Source organism: Actinomyces sp. 565 (assembly GCF_010365615.1).
Classification (GTDB): Bacteria; Actinomycetota; Actinomycetes; order Actinomycetales; family Actinomycetaceae; genus Actinomyces.
This window is the reverse complement of the sequence record NZ_PIZD01000038.1, coordinates 47,382-68,663: the sequence shown is the minus strand read 5'-3', so window position 1 is coordinate 68,663 and position 21,282 is coordinate 47,382. Positions and strand designations below refer to the sequence as shown.

Sequence of the window (21,282 nt, the reverse complement as noted above, 5' to 3'; positions counted from 1 at the left end):
CCATCACCAACATCACCGCCACCGCCCTAGTCATACTCAACCTGAACAACAACCTCCCCTGATGAGAAAGGCTCACTCTATAGAGTGAGGTTCTCACTCTAGAAAAAGAGACTCTCACTATAGAAAGTGAGGCTCTCACTGACGTGCACTGAGGTCGTGACTGACGAGGAACTTCAGGAACACGTCGTCGCACAGGGCCTGGAACGGGGAAGCTATAAGCGAGTCGGCGACGCGGACAAGCGCCTGACCACGTACGAGGTACACCTCCTGAGGACTCGGAACGTCAACGATCATGCCGATCGCCAGCCTGTTGGCGGGCGGACCTTCGCAGATCTCGATCCGGACCTGGTGAGCCGCACGGTGGAAAGGGTGCGGGTAAGCGGCTCGCGTGCACTCACAGGGCTCGCCCCGGATGATCACGTATCCGCACTGCAGAGGCTTAACGCTCTTACGGTCGACGGCACTCCCACCCTGGCCGGCTATCTGGCTCTCGGTAATTACCCACAACAGGAGTATCCCCAGCTGACCATCGATGTAACCGTTCATCCTGGTACCACCAACTCTCAGGACCCCACCGTCAGATTCCTAGACCGCCGTAACTGTGATGGTCCACTGCCGCAGGCAATTGACGATGCCGTACACACCGTCATGCGCAACCTACGCACGCGTCGAATCGTTGAAGGTACCCGTGGCACCGACATTCCCGAGATTCCGGAGGACGTCCTGCGGGAGGCAATTGCCAACGCGGTCATGCACCGCGACTACTCCCACTTCGTTACAGGGCAGCAGGTTGCTGTCAATGTGTATGCCGATCGCGTCGAGGTCATCAACCCTGGCGGCTTCTGGGGTGATCGCACCAAAGATAACGTCACCGATGGACACTCTGCGTCACGTTCTCGCGAGTCTTGTCGCCGACGGTCTCCTGGTGGGTATGAATGACGGCCCCTATGCGCTCGCCGATCAGACAAGGAGCGTTGAGGCGACGAGAGCTGAGTGGGAGATCCTTGCCGTCCTGAGTGCGGACGAAGCTCTTTCCATTCGGGATGCAGCAAAGGCTACTGGCAAGACGCTAACTGCGCTTCGGCCGGTGTTGCGGGAACTTGTCGAGCGTGGCTTGGTGGTCGCGACGGCGCCGCCTACGAGCCGCCGCCGTAAGTACCTGCTCGCAGGCATGTGACAGTCGCCCAAAGTGTGAGCTGGCCGGCGGGGCCGGGTTGTCTCTCCCGGTCCTGCCGGCCCGTGGCGTCGAGGGGAGCCTCCCCGGGGTTCCCACATCCCGGGGGCTCGCGCCTCCTTCGCCGGAGCGGAATGGCGCGGGCTCCCATGTACCCGGCCTGTCCTCGGTGGTGGGTCGGTCATCGGGCTCCCCAACCCTCGCGACCCGCACCGTCCGGCGGCAGGACTCATATAACCCGCCCCGCCTGGACGATCACCCCCACCAGACCTTGGAAATCGCGGGGAAGTTGTGTCCGCCCGGGCCGCCCCCGGTGTATGCCCCGTGGGCCGCGCCGGTGCAGGACCCGTCGGCCTCCTCGGCGCTGGGCGGGTGTACTGCGAACATTTGCCCTCTGCTACGACGTTTTGCACCCTGGTGTATGGCAAATACCTGCACACCAGGGTGCAAAAGTTCGTAGCAGGCGCTAGGCCTGTCCGCCCGCCGCCTGGCGCCACCTCCCGCCGCCCGCCGCCACCTCCCGCCGCCCGGCGCGCGGGCAGCGCTCCCCATGGCCCGGCCGTGCCGGTACCGTTACTGTTCTGCAAGAATGCTCCGGAGGTGCACGTGTCCGACCTGATCATCCGCTGGGGTGGCCTGCGCGCCGTTGCCGCCCTCACCGTCAAGTCTCTGCTCATCGTCGTGCTCGGCGTATTCGTGCCGCTGTACGTATTGGACCCTTTCGGCGCCACGTACGCCCCGGCGGTCGAGATCCACGATGAGGCCGACGTGCTCAACGATGACGCGCTCCGCCCCGCCCTGGAGGGCGTCGGCTTCCGCCGCGACATCCGCCTGGCCGTCTTCACCACCAACGACGTCGACCGCTACGCCGAGTCAGACACCGTCTTCAACGACGCCGTCCTCGACTACGCCCTAGAGCACGAGCCGTCGTGGATCTCCACCGCAGACCCCGACGTCTGGGCCGACGGGCTCGTAATCCTCGCCGTCTCGCCGCGGGGCCGCTGGGTCGGTTGTTACTTCGGCGAGGACGTCAAGGTCGACCTGCGCACTCAGCAGAATATCCAGGACGCCGCGAAGGGCTCCTTCCGCATGGCGCGCTGGGAAGCAGGCCTGGAGGCCATGGCACAGCGCACCGCCGACTCGCTCGGCAGGCCGATCGCGTCCACGGAGATGGCGTTGTACGTCGCGTTCATGAGCCTGGCCGCCGCCCTTACGCTGTTGGCGTGGATGTTCTGGTCCCGCCATGAGGCGCGCGACGCCTACAGGCAGGCCCGCCGCCACTTCACGCGGATCACCACCGACTATGACGCCACCCAGATCCGCGCCGGCACCATCCCCGCTGACGACGCCCACGGCGCTCAGGTGCGGGCCCGCTTTGCCTGGTTCGAGGAGCGCTATGCGGGGCTAGTGCGCATGTTCCGCGACTTCGGCTCCCCCCGCGGCGCCCAGTGGTTTATGGGCGGTCGTCGGCGGCATGCCCAGAAGCTGGCCGACAGCGCCACGGAGCTGGACAAGGTCGACGACGTCATCGCCGCCGCATCCGCCTTCCTCACCTTCGGCCCCGGCTGGGACAAGGCTTGGGAGAATGAGAAGGGGCCGGTGCGTGAAGACCTCGCCTCCTACGCAGAACTATGCACCTACGTTGCCGAAAGCACCCGGCTGGCAAACGTGAGCTTCGACGTCGAATCCGACCGCGCCTGGATCCGGAGTCGTGAAGACCGGCTCGCGGCGATGACCTTCGACCTGGTACTGCGCAGGCTCACGCCGTCGGCCGCCCTGAGCGAACTGGACACGATTGCCGCGGATGTGCATCACCGCTGCGAGACCCTGGCCCGGCGTGCCCTGGCGGCGGACACCTCGAGCCTGGGCCGAGAAAGGCTCAGCCGCTACGAAGACGATCGCCGGTCGGGCGTCTACCGCAGCGGCGAGTCCGACTACCAGGGCTGGTGGTCCGCTTCCCTCAGCGGCCGCGTTTACTACAACCCGGCCACCACGATCCGCATCAACTCCAAATCGGTGGGCCTGCGTGCACCGGGCCTGTCCGCCTCCGGCGTCGGCCCGGTGCCGCGGTTCTCCCGTCCGGTTGCCAACCTGGTGACCGGTTACAGCAGGGCGTCCACCTACACGCCCCCTTTCGCGAGCGGGGATGGCTCCTTCGGGTTCTCCGGGTCCGGCTCCTCAAGCCACTTCAGCGGCGGCGGTGGTCACAGTGGCGGCAGCTTCCACGGCTCCGGCTCCTCCTCCCGCTTCTGAGCGAGACCAGCAGTGTGCAGTCAGCAGAACCAGGGGTGCCCGTGTCCAATCTGATCGTCCGCTGGGGTGGCCTGCGCGCCGTCGTAGCGCTCGCCGTCAAGTTCTTGATCGTCGTGGCGCTTGGCCTGGTGATCCCGCTGTACCTCGCAGCTCCCTTCGGCGCCACCCACACCCCGGCGGTCGAGATCCACGATGAGGCCGAGATTGTTGACGACGACGCCCTCCGCTCTGCCCTGGAGGGCGTCGGCTTCCGCCGCGACATCCGCCTGGCCATCCTCACCATGGACGACCTCGACACCGAGACCGTCCTCAACAACACCGTGGTCAACAACACTGCCTTCAACGACGCCGTCCTCGCCTACGCCCTAGAGCACGAGCCGTCGTGGATCTCCACCGCGGACCCCGACTACTGGGCCGACGGACTGGTGATCCTCGCAGTGTCCCAGCGGGGCAGGTGGGTCGGCTGCTACTTCGGCGAGGACGTCAAGGTCGGTAAGTACACCGAGGGGAAGATCCAGGACGCCGCCAAGGACTCCTTCCGCACGTCGCAGTGGGGGGCGGGCCTGGAGGCCATGGCCCAGCGCACCGCCGAATCGCTCGGTAAGCCCATCACCTCGGCACGGGTGGCGGTACTCGTGACCTGCCTGAGCATTGCCGCCGCCATCGCCCTGCTGGGGTTGATCTTCCTCTTCCGCCACGTGGCGCGCGACTGCCTGCAGCAGGCCCGGCGGCGCTTCGCCGAGGTAACCGCGGACTACGACGCCACCCAGATCCGGGCAGGCAGCGTCCCCGCCGATAACGCATACGGCGCCCAGGTGCTCGCCCGCTTCGCCTGGTTCGAGGAACGGTACGCGCAGTTGGTGCGTCTGTTCCGCGAGTTCGGCGAGCCCCGTGGCGCCCAGTGGTTCGCCCTGGGCTGCTTAGGGGATGCTGCGGAGTTGGACGACAGGGCTGAGGAACTGGACCGGCTCGACGACTTCATCGCCGCGGCCTCCACCTTCCTCACCCTGGGCCCCGGCTGGGAGGAGGTGTGGGAGAACGAGCAGGGGCCGGTGCGCGAGGACATCGGGTCATATGCCGCTCTGTGCGCCTCCGTCGCCTTCAGTACGTTGCAGGCCAAGGTGAGTTTCGACGTCGCGCCGGACCGTGACCTGGTCCGGGAACGGCGCGACCGGCTGGCGGCCATAACGCGCGAGCTCGCCTCCGGTGCCCTGACGCCGACGGCGGCCCTGGACGAGCTCGACGCGATGGTCGTGGACGTCCACCAACGTTGCGACGACCTGGCTCGGCGGGCGCTGGCGGCGGACACCTCCAGCACGGGTCGCAAGCGGCTGGCCCGCTACGAGAAGGACTACGCGCAGGGCAAGTACGCCGGCGAGGGCGCCGACTATCAGGGCTGGTGGTCCACCTCGGCGCGCAGCGAGCGCCACCACTACGACCTGGCCGCGACCATCCGCATCAACTCCAAGTCGGTGGGCCTGGACGCCCCGGGCCTGTATGACGCGGTTGTGCGCCGACCGGGTGCCCATGACGTGGGGGTGCACGGCGCGAACTGGCGGTACTCGGAGTCGGGTGCCTCCGGCGTCGGCGCGGTGCCGCTGTTCTCCCGGCCCGTCGACGGCCTGGTTACCGGTTACAGCAATATCGTGTCCCCCTCCTCCGGCTCCTCTTCCGGCTCCTCCTCCGGCGGGTCCGGCTCCTCCAGCGGCTTCGGCGGCAGCTTCTCCGGTTCCGGCTCCAGCTCTCACTTCTGAGGCCGACGGCGGCGCTGTGCGGCGGTCCGGGGGCGCACGTGGAGCCGGCCGCTTTGGTGCTGGCGCGTTGCCTGCGGTCGGTGGTTGTCGCGGCCCGCCGGGGTCGATCGCCGACGCCGTGCGGCCGACCGCAGCCGGTAGGCTGGCGCGCATGTCGAAGAAGAACCGCCAGCGGCGTCGCGACGGCGACCGCAAGGCCGCCAAGAAGCAGCAGATCCCCTTCGTGGCCCGCCCCTTCGCCGGGCTGCCCGCCGAGCCGGACCTGGTGGCGATGATGCAGATCATCCCCGCCGCCTCCATGACGGTCCGCCTGGACGCCGACCACGGTGGCCAGGAGGTGCAGCTGGTAACCCTCCTGCCCGAGCTGGCCCGCTCCCTCAAGCGCGCCGACGGCGAGGTGCTCGTGGCCATGCAGACCACGGTCCGCTCCGGGGACGCCAGTCGTGACGTTGCCGCCGCCCTGCTGGAGGCCCTCGACCTCGAGCCCGGAACCGGCCTGTCGCCCAGCGGCCTGCCCGAGCCGGGCGAGCGCCTGCAGGACATCCTAGACCCCGGCTACACCCCCAGCATCGACGTGCGCGAGTCCTTCGACTTCTGGCTCACCGGCGAGCAGGCCGAAGAGCCCGAGGCGCTCCGGATTGTGGAGGACGCCAAGGAGGGGATCGCCCCCACCGTGCCGGTGCCCGGCGTCGCGCACGCCTACTGGTGCCGCATGAACGGCAAGGAGTTCGTCCGCTGGGTGCGCGGCGAGGACGAGGACGCCTTCTTCAACGCCTTCGCCCGCATCTACGCCGCCCGCGAGTCCGACCTGGAGGAGGGCGCCCGCTTCCTCGGCGCCTTCCGCGCCTGCGGCCTGGCCATCCCCGTGTGGGAGCTCGTGCCCGGCACCGAGGCCGAGGAACTCACCGCGCCCATGCAGGCCATGGCGCAGCGGCTCGAGGCTGCCCTCGCCGATGACGCCCCGCTCGACGCCGAGGCCCGCCGCGCCAAGGCGGGCATCATCTCCCGCCAGGTGAACCTGTAGGGCGACGAGCAGCCGGCGTCCCGCCGCCCGGACACCCCGCGTGAAGGCCGACCGCGGCGGCCGACGCCGCTGACGCGCCTGCAGCGGCGCGCCCAGAGCCGCGGCGACCGCGGGTCGGCTTTCGCGGCGCTGCCCGGCGTCGGTCTCAGGCGTAGCGGCGGGCGACCGCCACCGCCTGGGGCCCGTAGCCGCCCCCGAACAGGAACACGTGGATCATCAGCAGGTGCAGCTGGTGCAGTCCCACGCGCTCGCGCCAGCCGTCCGCCAGCGGGGACGCCTCGTTGTAGCCCGCCACGATTCGCTCCAAATACGGCTGGCCGAACACGCCCAGTGCGGCCAGGTCCGTCTCCGCATGCGCGCCCTGGGCGAGCGGATCGATGAGCACCCCGACGACACCGCCGGCGCCCACGTCGCTGTGCCGCTTGCGGCCGGTGCGCGCGTCCGCCGAGACGGGACGCGCTTGCCGGGGTGTGGCGTGCCCGTGCTCGGCGCGGTCTCGCTGCGGCCCGCGCCCGGCGGCGGGCGGCGCCCAGGCGGCCACCTCCGCCGTCGGCACCCACAGGACATTGCCGGTCCACAGATCCCCATGCGTGCGCGCCACGGCGACGGCGGCGCCCCGCGCGGCTGCGGCGCGGCGGGTGAGCTCGGGCTGGTCGGAGTCGAAGTCGCCGTCGGCCAGGCGCTCGCAGACACGCTCCAGGAGGGCGGCGTCGGCGGCGGAAAGCGTGCCCGCATCCCGACCCGGGCGGATATAGGGGGCGATGCGGTCCGCTGCGTAGAACTCGCCCCAGCGGCGCGGTGTGCTTGACTCGACCGTGTGCGGACGCAGACGGATGTTGCTGCGGCCCATCTGGGTGCGCCCGTCCCAGCCGGGCGGGGCGCACCCGAAGGCCGGCGCCCCAGCGGCGTGGGTGACGGCCAGTGCCCGCCCGAAGGCCTCGGCCGCCGTCGGCGTGACATGGGAGTCGGTGAGCCGCGGCTCCTCCAGCCAGCCGGCGCCGGCGCGCGCGGGGACCACGCACGCGCCGCCGTCGGCCATCGCCTGGGCGAGCCAGGCCAGTCCCTGCGCCTCCAGGCGCGTGGCGCCGGGCAGATCGTCCTGCTTGCGGAATACGGGTCTGGTACTCACCGGCCCAGCATTCCACGCAGCTGTGCTCAGGTGGTTGAGGCGCGGTAGACCTCGGCGATCGAGGCCTCCAGGGCGGCGTCGAACTCCGCCTGCGTCTGCGAGGCGTCCAGGCCCTCCAGCAGGGCGCGGGAGAAGCTGGCGATCAGGCCACGGTTGCGGGCCAGGCGGCGGTTCGCCTCGGCACGCGTGTAGCCGCCGGAAAGCGCGGCCACGCGGGCGACGCGCGGGTGGTGCATGATGCCGTGGTAGAAGTCCGTGACCGACGGGATGGTCAGCTTCAGCACTACGTCCCGGCCCTCGCGCAGATCGTCCAGGTGGGTGCTGAGCGAGGCGAGCAGGAGCAGCTCGATGCCGGTCTTGTCCGGAGCGTTGATGTCCACCTCCGGCTCGATGATGGGGGTGAGTCCGGCGTCGAGGATCTGGTTGGCGATCTCGAACTGCTGGTCGACTACGGCGGCCACGCCCTGGGTGTCGGCGTGCAGGATGACCGAGCGCATCTTGGTTCCGAAGGCGTGCTTGTCCACTGCCTTGGCCAGGGTGTCTTCCAGGCCCGGGATCGGCTTCATGACACGGGCACCGTGGGACTCCGCCTCCAGGCCCTTGTCCACCTTCAGGAAGGGGACGATGCCCTTGACGTCCCACAGGTAGTCGGCGGTGGGGCGGCCCTCGACCTCGGAGTCCAGGGTGCGTTCGAACAGGATGGTGGCGAGGATCCGCTCGGAGGTGAAGGCGGGGCTGGTCATGACGCGGGTGCGCATGGTGTGGACCAGCTCGAACATCTCCTCCTCGCTGCTCCAGGAATCGGGCTCGATGCCGTATGCCTTCAGGGCGCGCGGGGTGGAGCCGCCGGACTGGTCTAGGGCGGCGATGAAGCCGGCGCCGTGCCGGATCCGTTCCATTTGTTGGTTGCGTCGTTCAGTGCTCGACTGGGTGGGCATGGCTGGCCTCCTGGCTGGGTGGTGCGGGTGCTCGGGACGACGTTGTCGCGGCGTTGGCGGCTGTGCCAGCTCGGGCATGAACAATTGTATGCGCGAACGGTTCTCATATAAAGAGCGGGCGGGCGCAGCGTTGGTGCCGACGGCGTCGGCACCGCTCAGGCGGCGGCCGGGGCTGAGCGGACACCCGTGACGGGCAGCGCCTCGGCGGCGAAGACCTCCCCGGGCGGTCCAAGCACGCCGTCACGGCCGCAAATGCCCAACGTGAACCAAATGGTCTCCACCCCATCGGCCAGTCTGTGGCCGCAGTCCTGCATCTGCTCGCCGCGCGAGCTGCGCACCGAGCTTCGCCACGCCAGGTACTCGGCCGGCTCGCCGTTCGGGCCACCCAGGATATTGAGCTCGTACTCGGGCTGTTCCTGCCGCACGGCGTCGGCGACGTCAGCCCAGGTGTCGGCGTCTGGCCGTGCCTGAGCCGGGCCGCCCGTCGCGCAATCCCAATATGCGTCTAGAGCCGCGACGAGCCGCGGTATGGCCGGATCGGTGTTGATCCGGCCGAGCCAGCGCCTCGCCTCGGGTGCGGGCTCGGAGTGAGCCAGGCTGAGGAAGTCGAATACCGCGTCATGCATCGACAGCAGGTCGGTGCAGGGGCCGGGTGCGTGACCCGTACGCGCTGTCCACTGCCCCTGGGTGTTCAGTGCTTGCAGTCCCAGCGCCAGTTCGTACAAACGGCCGAGTCCCACGGCGAGGGTGGTGGTCACCGAGTCGCGATTCGGTTCTGACAGGCCCCCTTCGCGCAGCACACGCACTCCGGTGGTTAGCAAATCGCGTGCTGTCGCGGATCTAAAGCGGAGCTCGAGGTCTTGCTGGGGCGACAGCGTCGGAGCGGTCATGACGTGAATGTTATGTTCTCGATGCGGGATCGTGGTGAGGCGCGCCGTGGGTGTTGCCGTGGCAAAGTGCCGGGGAACGGCGCGCGGCCTGCCCGGGGCGCTAGGCGTTGATGCCCAGGGGCATGGCGGGGGCTACCATGGTGGCCAGGCCGACCTGGTCGTGTCGGGAGGAAATCGGTATGGCGGAGGCCAGCAGGGTTGATGTGAGCGGTGCCGGCGGACGGGCTGTTCCCGACGCGTTGCACGTGCCGGAGCCGGACCGCGAACGGCCCACAAGCAGCGCGGTGAGTGCGCGCTACGCTGCGCTGCCCAGCCGCGACACCGCGCCGGAGGTAGCGCTGCGCCGCGCGTTGTGGCGAGCCGGATTCAGGTACAGGGTGCAGTATGTAGTTCCGGGGCTGCCGCGGAGGAAGGTGGATATCGCCTTCACCAGGCGAAAGGTGGCGGTCCAGGTTGACGGTTGCTTCTGGCACGGCTGCCCGGAGCACTGCGTCCCGCCGACGAGGAATCCGGAGTGGTGGAAGTGGAAGATCGCCCGCAACCAGGCGCGGGACAGGGATACGGACGAGAAGCTCAGGGTGCTGGGATGGGTCGTCGTGCGCGTGTGGGAGCACGAACCGGTCGACAGTGCGTTCGCACAGGTAGTCGCGCAGCTGGCCGGCCCTGCGTAGGGAGACGGTTCAATTAGGGCGAGGTAGTTAGGCGCCTCGTGCTTGAGGATGCGATGCCGATGCGCCGGCTGCGAGGGCGGCCGGCTCGCGGCGTCTCGCGCTCGAGGATGTTGAAGCCGTTCGCAGCCTCAAGCGGGCTGACCAGCGCGTGCTTCTGGAATGGATAAGGCGAGGGCAGCGGAGCAGGTCAAACCTTGATCACGTATACGACCGGGTTAGATTGAGCGGGCCTGCGGCAAAGAAAGCAGTGGTGGAGTACCTGCAGGAGCTCGAGAAGCGCGAAGGTGGACGAGAGGCGCGCTGACACCTACCGGGCGCGAGTAGTCGCGTCGGTGGCCGAGAACGCGTTAAAGATGCTGGTGCCGACCGCGCGCGCGACCGGCGGCGGAAACGCGTTGCCGATTTGTCGGCACGCGTTGGTCTTTCTCCCGGTAATCTCCCAGGAGTCGGGGAAGCCCTGGATGCGTGCCATCATTTGGGGAGTGAGGCGAGGGGATCCCTCAAAGTCTGGGCCGGGGGGCTCGTCCGCAATGGTGTTACCTGTTACCCCCATTGCCGCCCATGCCTTGCGCGCGCGTGTTGGTCCAAGGTCTGGGCCGCCGTGCTTCTTTGAGCCACCTACTAGCGTCGGAGCTATTCCGGTGGCTGATGCCGCCCATGCCTCTGCGCCGCGCCATCCGCGCGAGCCCATAAGGTCAACGAGTGTCTCTCCGACCGTTTTTGCGCTCTCTGGGTGCTTGGCCGGCCAGGAAAAATTCTCCCAGTCGTGGTCCTTCAGGGCTACGAGCACGGCGCGCGGCCTAAGCTGGGGCACTCCGTAGTCGGAGGCATTCAGCAGACGCCACTCGCCCACAAAACCCATTGTTGCGAGTCGGGCCAGTATGTGTTCCCGATATGCGCTGAACTTTGGGTCGAGTAGTCCCCGGACGTTCTCGATCATTACCCCTCTTGGGTGAATCTCCTGGACGATGTCGATAGCGCGATCGAACAGGTTGCGCTCGTCCGCGGCGCCAAGTTGCCGACCTGCGACTGAGAACGGCGGGCAGGGCACGCCTCCCGCAAATAGGTCAACCTGGTGCAGGTCCGCGGGTGGCGTCCATGTGTTGAGGTCGTCCTGGATGATGTTCCACTTGGAGCGATTGTGGCGAAGAGTTTTGCAAGCCCAGTCCTCGAGCTCGACCAGGGCTAGGTGCTCGAAGCCCGCCTGCTCGAGGCCGAGTGCCTGGCCGCCCGCACCAGCGCACACCTCGAGCGAGGTGTAGGTGGAAGGTTTGCTCAACGTAGTAACTCCATGCGTACTCGACGGTTCCTCACGGACGGTGAGAACGCTAGACGCGCCAGGTGTGTTCCCGCGCGTGTGTCGCTGATCCGGGACGGCTAGCAGGCCATGGATGCCGGTACCGAGCGGAAGCGTCTGTGGCGCGGATAGTGCGTTAGTCGCGTACGTGGTCATTGGTTCTCCCTCCGTGGCCTGGGGCGCGGCGTGCCGCCATCTTCCGCATCTACTGTCTACCTGGAGTCTGACACGAATTCCGTCCGCAAGGATGCGGCCCCCTGCGCCTCTGGGCCACACTCCACGACCCCCGTGCACACTCCACGACCCCCGTGCGCGTTCCACGACCCCGGGGTGGTCGTGGAACGTACCCCAAGGTCGTGCAGTGTCACCGAGGTCGTGGAATGCGGCCCGGGCGGCGGGCGGACACGCCTGGTGCCCGCCTGCCGACGGCGGCTGCCGACTAGTGCTCCGCCGACTGAACCGGAGCCAGCTTCTCGAGCTCGTGGCGCGCGCGCAACCGGTCGTTGGACCGCTCCACATCCAGGCGCGAGAGCAGGAACAGGATGATGCCGTTCACGATCGCCGGGATCCACAGGTACATGAAGTACAGCATGCTGATGGCCGACTCCGGCTGCACCGGCGCGTTGGCCACGTAACCACTCACGGCCAGCAGCCATCCCGCCAGCGCCGTACCCAGGCCGCCCCCGATCTTCACGCCCAGCGACGTGCAGGAGAACATCAGCCCGTCGATGCGCTTGCCCGAGCGCAGGAAGGTGTTCTCGGAGGCCTCCGCAATCAGCGCGTTGACGGTCCCCTGCAGGGGGCTCATACCGATGGAGGCGACCCCGGAGAACACCAGCATCAGCGGCAGGCTGCCCGCGTAGGCGGCCGCCACCACCCCGAGCCTGCCGGCGACGGCGATGATGTACCCGACGATGTTCACCCGGTACATGCCGCCCACCCGGGAGACCACCCAGGGAGTGGCCAGCAGGCCGGCGATCAGAGGGATATTGATCGCCCAGGCGAACACGCCCAGGAGGTTGGCGTCCCCCAGGATGTACGTCATGAAGTAGATGCCCATGTTCAGCGTCGCGGTGAAGATCTGGGTCATCAGGAAGACCACCAGGATGATCAGGTAGTACTTGTTCTCCAGCAGCAGCTTGAAGGACTCCTTGAACGGCAGCTTCTCGTCGGCCCCGCCGGACGCCGCAGCGTCTGCGGCCGCGGCGCGCTGCGCGTCCTCGGCGGGCATGTCCGAGCGGTCGGCAAGCTCCTCGGGGGACAGCTCGCGCACGGACAGCACCGACAGCGTGTTCACTGCCAAGCCGATAAGCGCGTAGATGATGGCAATGCTGCGCCAGCCCTCGGCCCCGCCGCCCAGCAGCTCCACACCCTTGACCGTGAAGGTCTGGATCAGCAGGCTGGTGCCGAAGGCGAACATGAAGCGGATCGATCCCATCTGCACCCGCTCGGCGCTGTTCTTGGTGATCAGGGCCGTCAGCGAGGAGTAGGCGATGTTGTTGGCCGTGTAGAACACCGAGTTCAGCAGCGTGTAGGCGATGAAGAACCAGGCGTACTTGGCGGTCTCACCCAGGCTGGGCGGGACGGCGAAGACGGCGATGATCATCAGCGCACAGCCGAAGAATGCCCACAGCATCCAGGGGCGGGCCTTGCCCATCCGGGTGCGGGTGCGGTCCAGCAGGGTGCCGAAGAGGATGTCGGAGAACCCGTCGAAGAACTTCGACAGCATCATGAGCGTGCCGATCACTCCGGGGTTCAGGCCGGCGGTGTCGGTCAGGTAGATCATGACGAACGCGGACAGGAGCGCGTACACCACGTTCCCGGCTACGTCACCAGATCCGTAGCCGACCTTGTTGTACCACTTGAGGTACTTCTTCTCTTGCATCAGTTGACCTCACTGTGAGTCGTACCCGCGAGCGCCGGTTCGCCACGGGTAATGGATGGAAGGAGGAAGAGGTGAATGTCCAGGTCCGCCAGGCGCTGCGGATCCACCCGGTAGGCCTGCCCCAGGGCGGGTCCGCAGGAGGCGGAGCCGATGCCCGCCATGGCCCGGTCCAGGCACAGCACGGTGGTCTCGCTCGCCCGCAGCTCCACATCGTGGCGGGCGCGGGTGAGCTCCTCCTGGGTGTACCGGGAGGCGTTGAAGGACAGCGGTCCGAGCCCGGCGGCGGTCAGGGAGGCGACGTCGTCGCTGACGGTCACGTAGTCGCAGTCCGCGTGGCTGCCGCCCTCCTGCGGGCGCAGGTAGGGCACGTGCAGGGCGTCGACGTCGGTGCTGAAGGCACCGTGGTAGCTGGCGCGGTGCTTGTCCACGTAGCTTTCGTGCGGGCCGAGCCCGTGGTACGAGACGGACGTCATGGACGGTGGCAGGAACAGGCGCAGGCCCAGGCGCGGCAGCGGTGGGAATGCCGGGTCGAGCGCGATCCGCGCCTCCAGCTCGATCAGTCCCGTGGGGCTGATGATCCACTTGCCGGCGGCGCGCAGCACCGGCTGTACCGCGGGCGCGCCGACTGACAGCTCCACCAGCAGGACGACGTCGTCGCCCCGCGCCTCGGCCTCCACCCGGTAGGCCCGGGTGGAGGTGCGGTGGTACTGGGCGGTCTCCCACTGCTTGCGTACCTCGGCGTCGTTGTCGGTGGGGGCGCGCCAGGTGTTGATCTCCATGGGGCGGGCGAGCAGGTCGCGGCCGCCCACCACCAGTCGGCTGGGCAGGCCGGTGCGGGTGTCGAACTCGTAGTTGAAGGACTCCTCGGCCACCACCAGTGCGGTCGCGTTGGCGGTGCTGACAGTGGGGGCCGGTGCCTTCGTGGGGGCCGACGAGCTCGGCGCGGTGCCCGCCTTCGCCGTCGGGCGCGGACCGGCCGTAGCCGACAGCGCCGTCAGTGTCTCCAACACGTGGTGATGGGGCGCCGGATTAGCCAGGGGGACCTCGTCGAAGCCCAGATCGTGCCCGCGCTCCAGCAGCGGTACCGCGGCCCTGAGCTGGTAGGACACCAGCAGGTGGCAGCGGCCGAACTCGGGCATGCTTGCGCAGCAGGGGATGGTGGCGGTGGTGTGCGGCGGCACCGACTCCGGCAGCGGCAGCTCTCCGGAGTCGACGACGACGCCGTCGCGGCGCACCTCGTAGCGGACCTCCAGGTAGTCGGCAAGGTCGGTGGCGTCCAGGTCGTTGCGCAGCGTGAGTGTGCCGGCGTCGGCGTCGAAGGCGACCACGCGCGCGGGCCGCTGCACGTTCTTCAGCTCCAGCAGCCCGGTGTGGGGCACGCGGTCGGGGGAGACCAGCCCGTCCACGCAGAAGTTGCCGTCGTGCAGGGTCTCGCCGCTGTCGCCCCCATAGAGGTAGACGGGGCGCCCGTCGACGCTCCCGGCGCGGATGGCGTGGTCGCACCACTCCCACACGAAGCCGCCGCACATGCGCGGCTCGGCGAGGATCAGCTCCCAGTACTCCTCCAGGTCGCCTGGACTGTTGCCCATGGAGTGGCAGTACTCCACCAGTAGGAAGGGCCTGTCCGGATCAGACTCCAGGTAGGCGTGCACCTCGTCCAGGCCCGGGTACATGCGCCCGTACAGGTCGATGCCGGAGTAGTCGTAGGTGCGCTTGGAATCGCGGTAGAAGGCGCTCTCGTAGTGGGTCACCCGGGTGGGGTCGGCGGCCTTGATCCAGGCCAGCGCCGCCTCGAAGGTGCACCCGTAGGCGCACTCATTGCCGGCCGACCAGGAGATCACGCAGGGCCGGTTCTTCTCCCGCTCCACCATGGCGCGCACCCGGTCCAGGGTGGGCTCGATCCACTCGGGGTTGTCCGCGATGGGCTCGTTCCAGTGCTCCACCTGGCTCTCCCAGGAGGAGTCGGCCAGCACCCGCACCTGGGTGCCGTGGGACTCCACGTCCGCCTCTGACATGACGAAGAATCCGTAGGCGTCACACAGCTGGTAGAAGCGGGGGTCATTGGGGTAGTGGGCGGTGCGCACCGCGTTGATGTTGTGCTGCTTCATCAGCTTCAGGTCGCGCAGCATGTGCTCGACGCCGACCACCGGCCCGGTCACCGGGTCCGACTCGTGGCGGTTCACCCCGCGCAGGGTCGCGGGGACGCCGTTGACGTACAGGACGCCGCCTGCGGTGGTGACCTCGCGCAGGCCCACCTGCTCGGTGATGGCCTCCCCGGGGGTGGTGAGGTGAAGCGTGTACAGGTACGGGTCCTCCGCGCACCAGGGGTGCGGGTCGGTCACGTGCAGCACGGCGGCGTGGGTGAAGGGGGCGGGGCCGGTGTCGGTTGGCCGGTGCCCCTCAGCCCGTGCAGTCCGCTCAGTGCCGTCGCTTCCGGACTCCGGCACCGGCTCGTCGGCGAGGGGCGTCAGCTCGCCGGCGGCGACGACGGCGCCCGCGGCGTCGCGCAGCTCCAGGCGGGTGGTGACGCTTCCTCCGCTGAAGGCGCCGCGGACGGTGACGGTGGCTCCGCCGTCGTCCAGGGTGGTGGTGACGGCGTAGTCGCGCAGGTGGGCGGCCGGCCGGTCCAGCAGGTAGACGTCGCGGAAGATGCCGGAGGTGCGGAACTTGTCCTGGTCCTCCAGGTAGGTGCCGTCGCACCACTTGAGTACGAGCACCGCCAGGCGGTTGGGGCCGGGGAGCAGGTAGTCGGTGACGTCGAACTCGGTGGTGGCGTGGGCCACCTGGCTGTAGCCGAGGTAGCGGCCGTTGAGCCATACGTAGAAGCAGGAGTCGACGCCCTCGAACACCAGGTGGGTGAGCGGGGCCTCGGCCGGTGCGGTGTGCTCGAAGTCCAGCAGGTAGGTGCCGCAGGGGTTGTCCCGTGGGACGAAGGGCGGGTCCAGGGGGATGGGGTAGCGATAGTTCGTGTACTGGTGGTGGTCGTAGCCCAGGTGCTGCCAGCTGGAGGGGACCGGGATGTGGTCCAGGTCCGCGGCGGGGGCCTCGCCCGCCCAGAACTCCTCGGGGACGGCGTAGGGGCCCGGGTAGTAGGCGAAGGCCCATTCACCACTGAGCAGGTGGAAGCGGTCGGATGACTCCCGCTGCCAGGGTGCTGCGTGCGTGGGTGCGCAGGCGGGAATGTAGTAGGCGCGCTGGGGGAGGGCGCCCTCGTGCAGGACGGTGAGGTTCTCGTGGTGCCCGGGAAGGATCATCGCTGACTCTCCTGTGTGCGGCGGCGGGCCGGGCGGCCCGCCTGGTTTGTTGCCCGACGGCGCTGGTGGACGTCGGTGGGGGCGGGGCGCCACGGTGATGGGCGGCCATGCCCTAGCGGCCCGCGTATGTCGACGTTAACATAAGCAGGCGCGGGTTAGGAATACCCGATATCGTAGGTAGTCAGTGTGATCTGACGAATATGTGCGGGAGGATGTGCATCGGCGGTGGCGACGTTATCATTAATCTGTGGGTGGGGTGGGCTCGCGCTTGTGCCCGGGCGGGCTGCTAGGCTCACGAAAATGGACGGGAAGCGACGTGTCAGGGGTGCGCCGTCGGTAGCCGACGTTGCCCGCCTGGCCGGCGTGTCCTCGCAGACCGTCTCGCGCGTTTCAGCCGGCGCGGCCAATGTGCGTCCGTCCACCCGGGACAAGGTCCTGCATGCGATGCAGCAGCTCGGCTACACCCCCAACCGTGCCGCTCAGGCGCTGCGTAGTGGCTCGTTCAAGGCCATCGGCGTGCTCACCCAGCAGATCCTGCGCACCGGCGAGGCGCAGACTACCGACGGCGTGCTGCAGGCCGCCTGGGAGGCCGGGTACACGGTGTCGATGGTGCAGGTGGACCGCCCCCAGTCGGAGGACATGGGCGCGGCGGTGCACCGCTTGGCCGCGCAGGCGGTCGACGGACTCGTCGTCGTCCAGGCCGGGCGGGCTGGACGCGAGCACCTGGCGCTGCCGGCCGGCATGCCGGTGGCCGTGTCGGACTCGGCGCTCGTGGGCTACTACCCCTCGGCGTCGGCCGACCAGGTAGGGGGCGTGCGCGCCGCGGTGGGGCACCTGCTCCAGCTGGGGCACCGCACCGTTCACCACATCACCGGGCCGGCCGACTCCCAGTCCGCCCTGATCCGCTCCGCCGCCTGGTCGGCATGCCTGGAGGAGGCCGGGCGGGAGGTGCCCGAGGCCGTGCCTGGTGACTGGCACGCCGCCGCCGGCTATGCCGCCGGGCGGAGACTGGCCGCCGACCCGGAGGTCACGGCGGTCTTCTGCGCCAATGACGAGGTTGCCATCGGACTGGTGCGCGCCCTGCACGAGGAGGGGCGGCGCGTGCCCGAGGACGTGTCCGTGGTCGGCTTTGACGGGCTGGAGCTGGGCGAGTACTGCTTCCCGCCGCTGACCACCATCCGCCAGGACTTCCACCGCGCCGGCGTGGAGATGGTCAACCTGGTCCTGGAGCAGGTCGCCTCCGGGGTGCAGGACGGGACGCGGCGCATCATCATCCCCACCGAGCTGGTGGTGCGCGGCTCCACCGCCCCGCCCGCCCGCTGACCCGCCCCTCGCCGAGGTCGGTTGATATAACCGCCGAGGTCGGCCTTTGCTGCGGCGTCGGCGACGGGGGCGACCTCAATCCCCAGCTGTCGATCGACTTCTTCGGCGGGCATGGAGGAGGTGTTCCCGGACCGGTGTGCGGCTGCGCGATCGGAGATGTGATGCTCCCACGCCGGTGAGGCGAGATCGTGTTCGGGCACCTCGCGTGCATGTCGCCCGGGCCCCTGCGCGTATTACAGGCAAGATAGGGATTATGCGGGTATCGGACCGGGGTGGCGGCCGTTGGCGGTGCATGCCGGTGGCATCGGTGATTCTCAGTGTTTCCGGTGCCGTGCCCGGGCGCGCATGTAGCGCTGCGCGGGGGCGGCCCCGGCGTTCGTCCGCGTGCTCCGGGCGACGATTCGTCACTTGGCACCAACGCTTCGGCACTTCCGACGACGGTACGTACCTCTGGGTGCCGAACCGTCACGAGAGGGTACGAATCGTCGATCACAACGTACGAACCGTCGCGTCAGATCTACCGCGCACACTAAAGCGCCACCAACTCAACCATCTCGGAATGTCATAAGTGTCGGCCATGGTGTGTCACCCCACCCGGCGGATGAACCGCCACACTCTCAAACCGGAAGCGCTGCATATCTATATTGCAGGCAACATTGCGGGTGACGTACCCAACAAACACAACGTATACAACGTATGCGCGGCGGGTATCGCGGTATTGAGTCGACTTGTCTGATGTCATAGGTCGTGTACCGTGCGGGCGATGACCAGTGAACAGGATGCCCGCGTGATACCGGCCCGGGTCGCCCGCAGCGGCGACGCCGCGCCCAGGGCGCGCACCCGCCCGCGTCCGGACTCTCCGCCGGTCTACTCAGCCGGGTCGGACAAGGTACTGGCCGCGGGCGCCCGCGAATGGGGCCTCGACGACGTCCTGGACGCCGTCTTCTTCGCCGTCGCCGCGCTGGCCACGCTCTGGCTGGCTTGGCTGCTGCTCGGCTCGGGCACCCGCCTGAGCCCGGGGGCGATCGTCAACATTCTGCTGTTCTGGGCGGTGCTGTCCTACCTGGCGCTGCCCCGCCTGCATCAGATCCTCACCTGGCTGTACGTGCCCGACTACTTCATCGGCCGGACCCGCACCGCTGACGGCCTTCTGGGCGACCCGGTCAACCTCGCCGTGCTCGGTGACGAGGAGGACATCCACGCTGCGGTGACGAAGGCAGGCTGGGTGCGCGCCGACCCCATCACGCTGCGATCGTCCTGGGGGATCGTCGTCTCCTCGCTGCTGCGCCGCTCCTACCCGGCGGCCCCGGTCTCCGACCTGCTGCTGTTCGGGCGCAAGCAGGACTTCGCATATCAGAAAGAGGTGGAGGGCAATCCCGCCCAGCGACACCATATCCGCTTCTGGCGCGTGCCCGAGGGATGGGTGATGCCGGGCGGCCGTCGGGTGGATTGGCTGGCCGGCGCGACCTACGACCGCTCCGTGGGGCTGTCCACCCTCACCCTCCAGGTGACGCACAAGATCGATGCCGATATCGACGTCGAACGCGACTACGTGGTCGACGACGTCCGCTGGGCCAATGATGCGGCATTGCTGGAGATATGGCCGGACTTCTTCACTGCCTACCACCACCGCAACGGCGGCGGCGACCGGATCGTCACCGACGGCGACCTGTATGTGCTGGATCTGGATCGTCTGGTTCCCGACTCCGGCGGCGAATTGCAGCAGGCCCGCAGGGCGGAGGCCGAGGTGCGCCGTCGACGCCCGGCGGAGCTGATCGTGGCCATGGGGCTGGTGGTGGCGGTTCTTACCGCTAATGCGCTGAGGCTGTTCGGCGGTGGGACCATTGATGAACTCGTTCGTGAGGTGGACGGTGCCGGCGCCGCCGACGGTCACCGGATTGTCATGACGACGGCGACGGTGACCACCGCCGTCGTCACGCTCGCGATTCTGGGTCTGGCGGTCGCGGTCTGGTTCGGGCATCCCCGCGCCAGGATCGCCCTGATGGTGGTGCTGAGTCTGAACATCGGCTCGGTGATGACCGCGATCTCCGCCGTCGGGGTCAGGCAGGCCGGATGGGGGCTGATCGCCGCCGCGGCGCTGGGAGTGCTGGCGCTGCTGGCGATGACGGCCAGGCCGGTTCCCCGCTGGGAGAGGGCACGTAAGGCCGAGCGGCTGCGGGCACGGGCCGAGTAAGCCGTGAGTGATCTGTGAGGCTCCGGCCGTCTCACATGGTCATGTGCTCGTCGAGCAGGCGGCGTGCAGGTAACAGCCCACGACGAAGGATATGGACGGCAAACGCACTCGCGGAGGACCTGAGGGCTTGGATGACCTGCACGAGCCGCGCGGTGAAGCGCTCTGTGCAGGCAGTTCTGCCGAACGCGCAGGGGCCGCGTCGCGGCGACGCCGTTTCGACGTCGGCGCCTTAGGCTGGCCCCATGAGCGAGTACTTCGGGGGCAAGCGGGGCCAGGCCGCACCAGGGGGACTCCCGGAGAGCGGACGGTCTGAGCCCTGGACGCCCTTCCCGGGGCGCCGACCGGATTCCGTTTCCAGCGCTGACATTCCAGGCCGGTCCCGGCCCCGAGAACGCTCGCGCGGCCGTCATGTGGCGCCGCCGACGCCCGAGCACGTGCGCTTCGGGCTGCCGTTCAACGACATCCTGCCCCTGTGGCACGACGGCACCGACATCACCTGGCACCGCCCGCTCGACGAGGTTGACTTCGCCTCGATCCTCGGCCTGGGCTACGTGCAGACCGAACCCGGCCCCACCGCGACGCCCAAGGGCTGGCAGGAACTCGTCGAGACCGCCACCCTGCTGCCACCCGCTTCCGACTCCGACGACGTCCCCGTGCTGCGGCTGCGCGCGGTCACGCCGTCGGGCCGTCGCGCGATCAACGACCCGGGCGACGGCGCCCCCATCCGCCTGTCTCCGGCGCTGCCGGCCCACGAGGCCATGGGCGTGGCAAGCGGCTTGGACCGCACCAGCTTTGCCGTCCACATCGCTCGTCTCATGCTGCGGGCGGCGCGCGACGGCGCCATCCTGCTGTTCACGCTGCGCGCCCCCCGCGACCCCGAGGCGCACCACCTGTTGTCCGTGCCCAGCGAGGTGGACGCGCGCCAGGTCATGCACTTCCACCTGGGTACCTTGCTTGACATGGACGACGGTGCCTGGGCGCACGCCAAGCGGTCCGACAACATGACCCTGCTGGACCTGGACATCCCCTACCAGAGCCTGTTGTCCAACAACGGTCAAGGAGGCCAGGGACTTGAACTCGAGCGCCTGACCGACATGGCAAGCCCGGTAGTGGAGTGCCTGCTGCGCCCGGGCTTTCCCTTCGCACTGGGGTTCTCCGTGATCATGCCGACGGGGACATACTCGCCGTGACCGGCACCGATCTGCTGGCCGACGGCGGCTCCGGCCGCCCGCTGGTGCCGGACCTGGATGAGCTGCGTGCGGGTGTGGAGGCCATGCTGCCGGCGCTGTTCGACTGAGGTTGCCCGGGAGGGCGTTGAGGGAGAGGGCGCTTCGGGAGGGCGTTTAGAACGCCGGTTCGCGGTCTGCTACGCCGGTTCGGGGTTTACTACGCCACTTAGGTGTTTGCTGAAGGCTTCTGAGGTATTCAGCAGGCCGTTAACTGGCGTTGTTAACGGCGAAGTGGCGTAGTAAAGGCGCGGCGGGGCGATGGGTGCT

The 21,282-nt window shown here is 68.5% G+C and carries 16 protein-coding genes; 9 read left to right on the top strand and 7 right to left on the bottom strand.

The window, feature by feature from the left end; all coding sequences use genetic code 11:
* Nucleotides 1–156: 156 nt before the first annotated feature.
* Nucleotides 157–939, top strand: coding sequence for an ATP-binding protein (locus GZ997_RS13040; RefSeq protein ID WP_162679296.1), 783 nt, complete (start codon nucleotides 157–159; stop codon nucleotides 937–939).
* Nucleotides 932–1,177: a MarR family transcriptional regulator gene (locus tag GZ997_RS06455; protein WP_162679295.1), complete on the top strand. Its 246-nt coding sequence runs from the start codon at nucleotides 932–934 to the stop codon at nucleotides 1,175–1,177. Before GZ997_RS13040 ends, GZ997_RS06455 begins: the two co-directional genes overlap by 8 nt.
* Before the next feature lie 252 nt (nucleotides 1,178–1,429).
* On the opposite strand, the gene GZ997_RS12935 is transcribed toward GZ997_RS06455, so the two are convergent.
* Nucleotides 1,430–1,561, bottom strand: coding sequence for a hypothetical protein (locus GZ997_RS12935; protein ID WP_275405354.1), 132 nt, complete (start codon nucleotides 1,559–1,561; stop codon nucleotides 1,430–1,432).
* A 219-nt stretch (nucleotides 1,562–1,780) separates the two neighbouring features.
* On the opposite strand from GZ997_RS12935, the gene GZ997_RS06450 reads away from it, so the two are divergent.
* The 3 genes from GZ997_RS06450 (at nucleotide 1,781) to GZ997_RS06440 (ending at nucleotide 6,205) form a co-directional block, all read left to right on the top strand.
* Nucleotides 1,781–3,427, top strand: a complete 1,647-nt coding sequence (locus GZ997_RS06450; protein WP_162679294.1) for a DUF5129 domain-containing protein — start codon at nucleotides 1,781–1,783, stop codon at nucleotides 3,425–3,427.
* A gap of 41 nt (nucleotides 3,428–3,468) precedes the next feature.
* Nucleotides 3,469–5,181 carry a DUF5129 domain-containing protein gene (locus tag GZ997_RS06445; RefSeq protein WP_162679293.1) on the top strand — a complete coding sequence of 571 codons (1,713 nt, stop codon included), beginning with the start codon at nucleotides 3,469–3,471 and terminating at the stop codon, nucleotides 5,179–5,181.
* Nucleotides 5,182–5,332: 151 nt separating this feature from the next.
* A complete protein-coding gene (locus GZ997_RS06440; RefSeq protein WP_162679292.1) occupies nucleotides 5,333–6,205 on the top strand; it encodes a DUF5926 family protein in 873 nt (290 codons plus the stop codon).
* Nucleotides 6,206–6,350: 145 nt separating this feature from the next.
* On the opposite strand, the gene GZ997_RS06435 is transcribed toward GZ997_RS06440, so the two are convergent.
* The 3 genes from GZ997_RS06435 to GZ997_RS06425 all read right to left on the bottom strand — a co-directional run bounded on the left by GZ997_RS06435 (nucleotide 6,351) and on the right by GZ997_RS06425 (nucleotide 9,162).
* Complete coding sequence (locus tag GZ997_RS06435) at nucleotides 6,351–7,334, bottom strand: fructosamine kinase family protein (RefSeq protein WP_343212290.1); 984 nt, start codon at nucleotides 7,332–7,334, stop codon at nucleotides 6,351–6,353.
* 26 nt (nucleotides 7,335–7,360) lie between these two features.
* Complete coding sequence (locus tag GZ997_RS06430; protein WP_162679291.1) at nucleotides 7,361–8,272, bottom strand: fructose bisphosphate aldolase; 912 nt, start codon at nucleotides 8,270–8,272, stop codon at nucleotides 7,361–7,363.
* A 155-nt stretch (nucleotides 8,273–8,427) separates the two neighbouring features.
* On the bottom strand, nucleotides 8,428–9,162 hold the full coding sequence (locus GZ997_RS06425) for a hypothetical protein (protein WP_162679290.1): 735 nt from the start codon (nucleotides 9,160–9,162) through the stop codon (nucleotides 8,428–8,430).
* A 179-nt stretch (nucleotides 9,163–9,341) separates the two neighbouring features.
* Here GZ997_RS06425 and GZ997_RS06420 point away from each other — a divergent pair, with 179 nt between their 5' ends.
* Complete coding sequence (locus tag GZ997_RS06420) at nucleotides 9,342–9,833, top strand: very short patch repair endonuclease (RefSeq protein WP_162679289.1); 492 nt, start codon at nucleotides 9,342–9,344, stop codon at nucleotides 9,831–9,833.
* 307 nt (nucleotides 9,834–10,140) lie between these two features.
* On the opposite strand, the gene GZ997_RS06415 is transcribed toward GZ997_RS06420, so the two are convergent.
* From GZ997_RS06415 to GZ997_RS06405, 3 genes are all read right to left on the bottom strand, one after another.
* Nucleotides 10,141–11,112, bottom strand: coding sequence for a DNA cytosine methyltransferase (locus GZ997_RS06415; RefSeq protein ID WP_238994312.1), 972 nt, complete (start codon nucleotides 11,110–11,112; stop codon nucleotides 10,141–10,143).
* A 457-nt stretch (nucleotides 11,113–11,569) separates the two neighbouring features.
* Complete coding sequence (locus GZ997_RS06410) at nucleotides 11,570–13,015, bottom strand: MFS transporter (RefSeq protein WP_162679287.1); 1,446 nt, start codon at nucleotides 13,013–13,015, stop codon at nucleotides 11,570–11,572.
* The gene (locus GZ997_RS06405) at nucleotides 13,015–16,269 is read right to left on the bottom strand and encodes a glycoside hydrolase family 2 TIM barrel-domain containing protein (RefSeq protein WP_162679286.1); all 3,255 of its coding nucleotides are present in this window, start codon (nucleotides 16,267–16,269) and stop codon (nucleotides 13,015–13,017) included. Before GZ997_RS06405 ends, GZ997_RS06410 begins: the two co-directional genes overlap by 1 nt.
* Before the next feature lie 300 nt (nucleotides 16,270–16,569).
* On the opposite strand from GZ997_RS06405, the gene GZ997_RS06400 reads away from it, so the two are divergent.
* The 3 genes from GZ997_RS06400 (at nucleotide 16,570) to GZ997_RS06390 (ending at nucleotide 20,976) form a co-directional block, all read left to right on the top strand.
* A complete protein-coding gene (locus tag GZ997_RS06400) occupies nucleotides 16,570–17,592 on the top strand; it encodes a LacI family DNA-binding transcriptional regulator (protein ID WP_162679285.1) in 1,023 nt (340 codons plus the stop codon).
* 763 nt (nucleotides 17,593–18,355) lie between these two features.
* Nucleotides 18,356–19,786, top strand: coding sequence for an LssY C-terminal domain-containing protein (locus tag GZ997_RS06395; protein WP_162679284.1), 1,431 nt, complete (start codon nucleotides 18,356–18,358; stop codon nucleotides 19,784–19,786).
* Between the two features lie 242 nt (nucleotides 19,787–20,028).
* A complete protein-coding gene (locus tag GZ997_RS06390) occupies nucleotides 20,029–20,976 on the top strand; it encodes a hypothetical protein (protein WP_238994311.1) in 948 nt (315 codons plus the stop codon).
* Nucleotides 20,977–21,282: the final 306 nt, after the last annotated feature.

What these genes read in the sequence shown, in the direction of transcription:
- GZ997_RS06400 (WP_162679285.1), top strand. Translation starts at nt 16,570, where the DNA reads ATGGACGGGAAGCGACGTGTCAGGGGTGCGCCGTCGGTAGCCGACGTT.
- GZ997_RS06395 (WP_162679284.1), top strand. Translation starts at nt 18,356, where the DNA reads ATGACCAGTGAACAGGATGCCCGCGTGATACCGGCCCGGGTCGCCCGC.
- GZ997_RS06390 (WP_238994311.1), top strand. Translation starts at nt 20,029, where the DNA reads ATGAGCGAGTACTTCGGGGGCAAGCGGGGCCAGGCCGCACCAGGGGGA.
- GZ997_RS12935 (WP_275405354.1), bottom strand. Translation starts at nt 1,561, where the DNA reads ATGTTCGCAGTACACCCGCCCAGCGCCGAGGAGGCCGACGGGTCCTGC.
- GZ997_RS06440 (WP_162679292.1), top strand. Translation starts at nt 5,333, where the DNA reads ATGTCGAAGAAGAACCGCCAGCGGCGTCGCGACGGCGACCGCAAGGCC.
- GZ997_RS06455 (WP_162679295.1), top strand. Translation starts at nt 932, where the DNA reads ATGAATGACGGCCCCTATGCGCTCGCCGATCAGACAAGGAGCGTTGAG.
- GZ997_RS06420 (WP_162679289.1), top strand. Translation starts at nt 9,342, where the DNA reads ATGGCGGAGGCCAGCAGGGTTGATGTGAGCGGTGCCGGCGGACGGGCT.
- GZ997_RS06410 (WP_162679287.1), bottom strand. Translation starts at nt 13,015, where the DNA reads ATGCAAGAGAAGAAGTACCTCAAGTGGTACAACAAGGTCGGCTACGGA.
- GZ997_RS06430 (WP_162679291.1), bottom strand. Translation starts at nt 8,272, where the DNA reads ATGCCCACCCAGTCGAGCACTGAACGACGCAACCAACAAATGGAACGG.
- GZ997_RS06405 (WP_162679286.1), bottom strand. Translation starts at nt 16,269, where the DNA reads ATGATCCTTCCCGGGCACCACGAGAACCTCACCGTCCTGCACGAGGGC.
- GZ997_RS06425 (WP_162679290.1), bottom strand. Translation starts at nt 9,162, where the DNA reads ATGACCGCTCCGACGCTGTCGCCCCAGCAAGACCTCGAGCTCCGCTTT.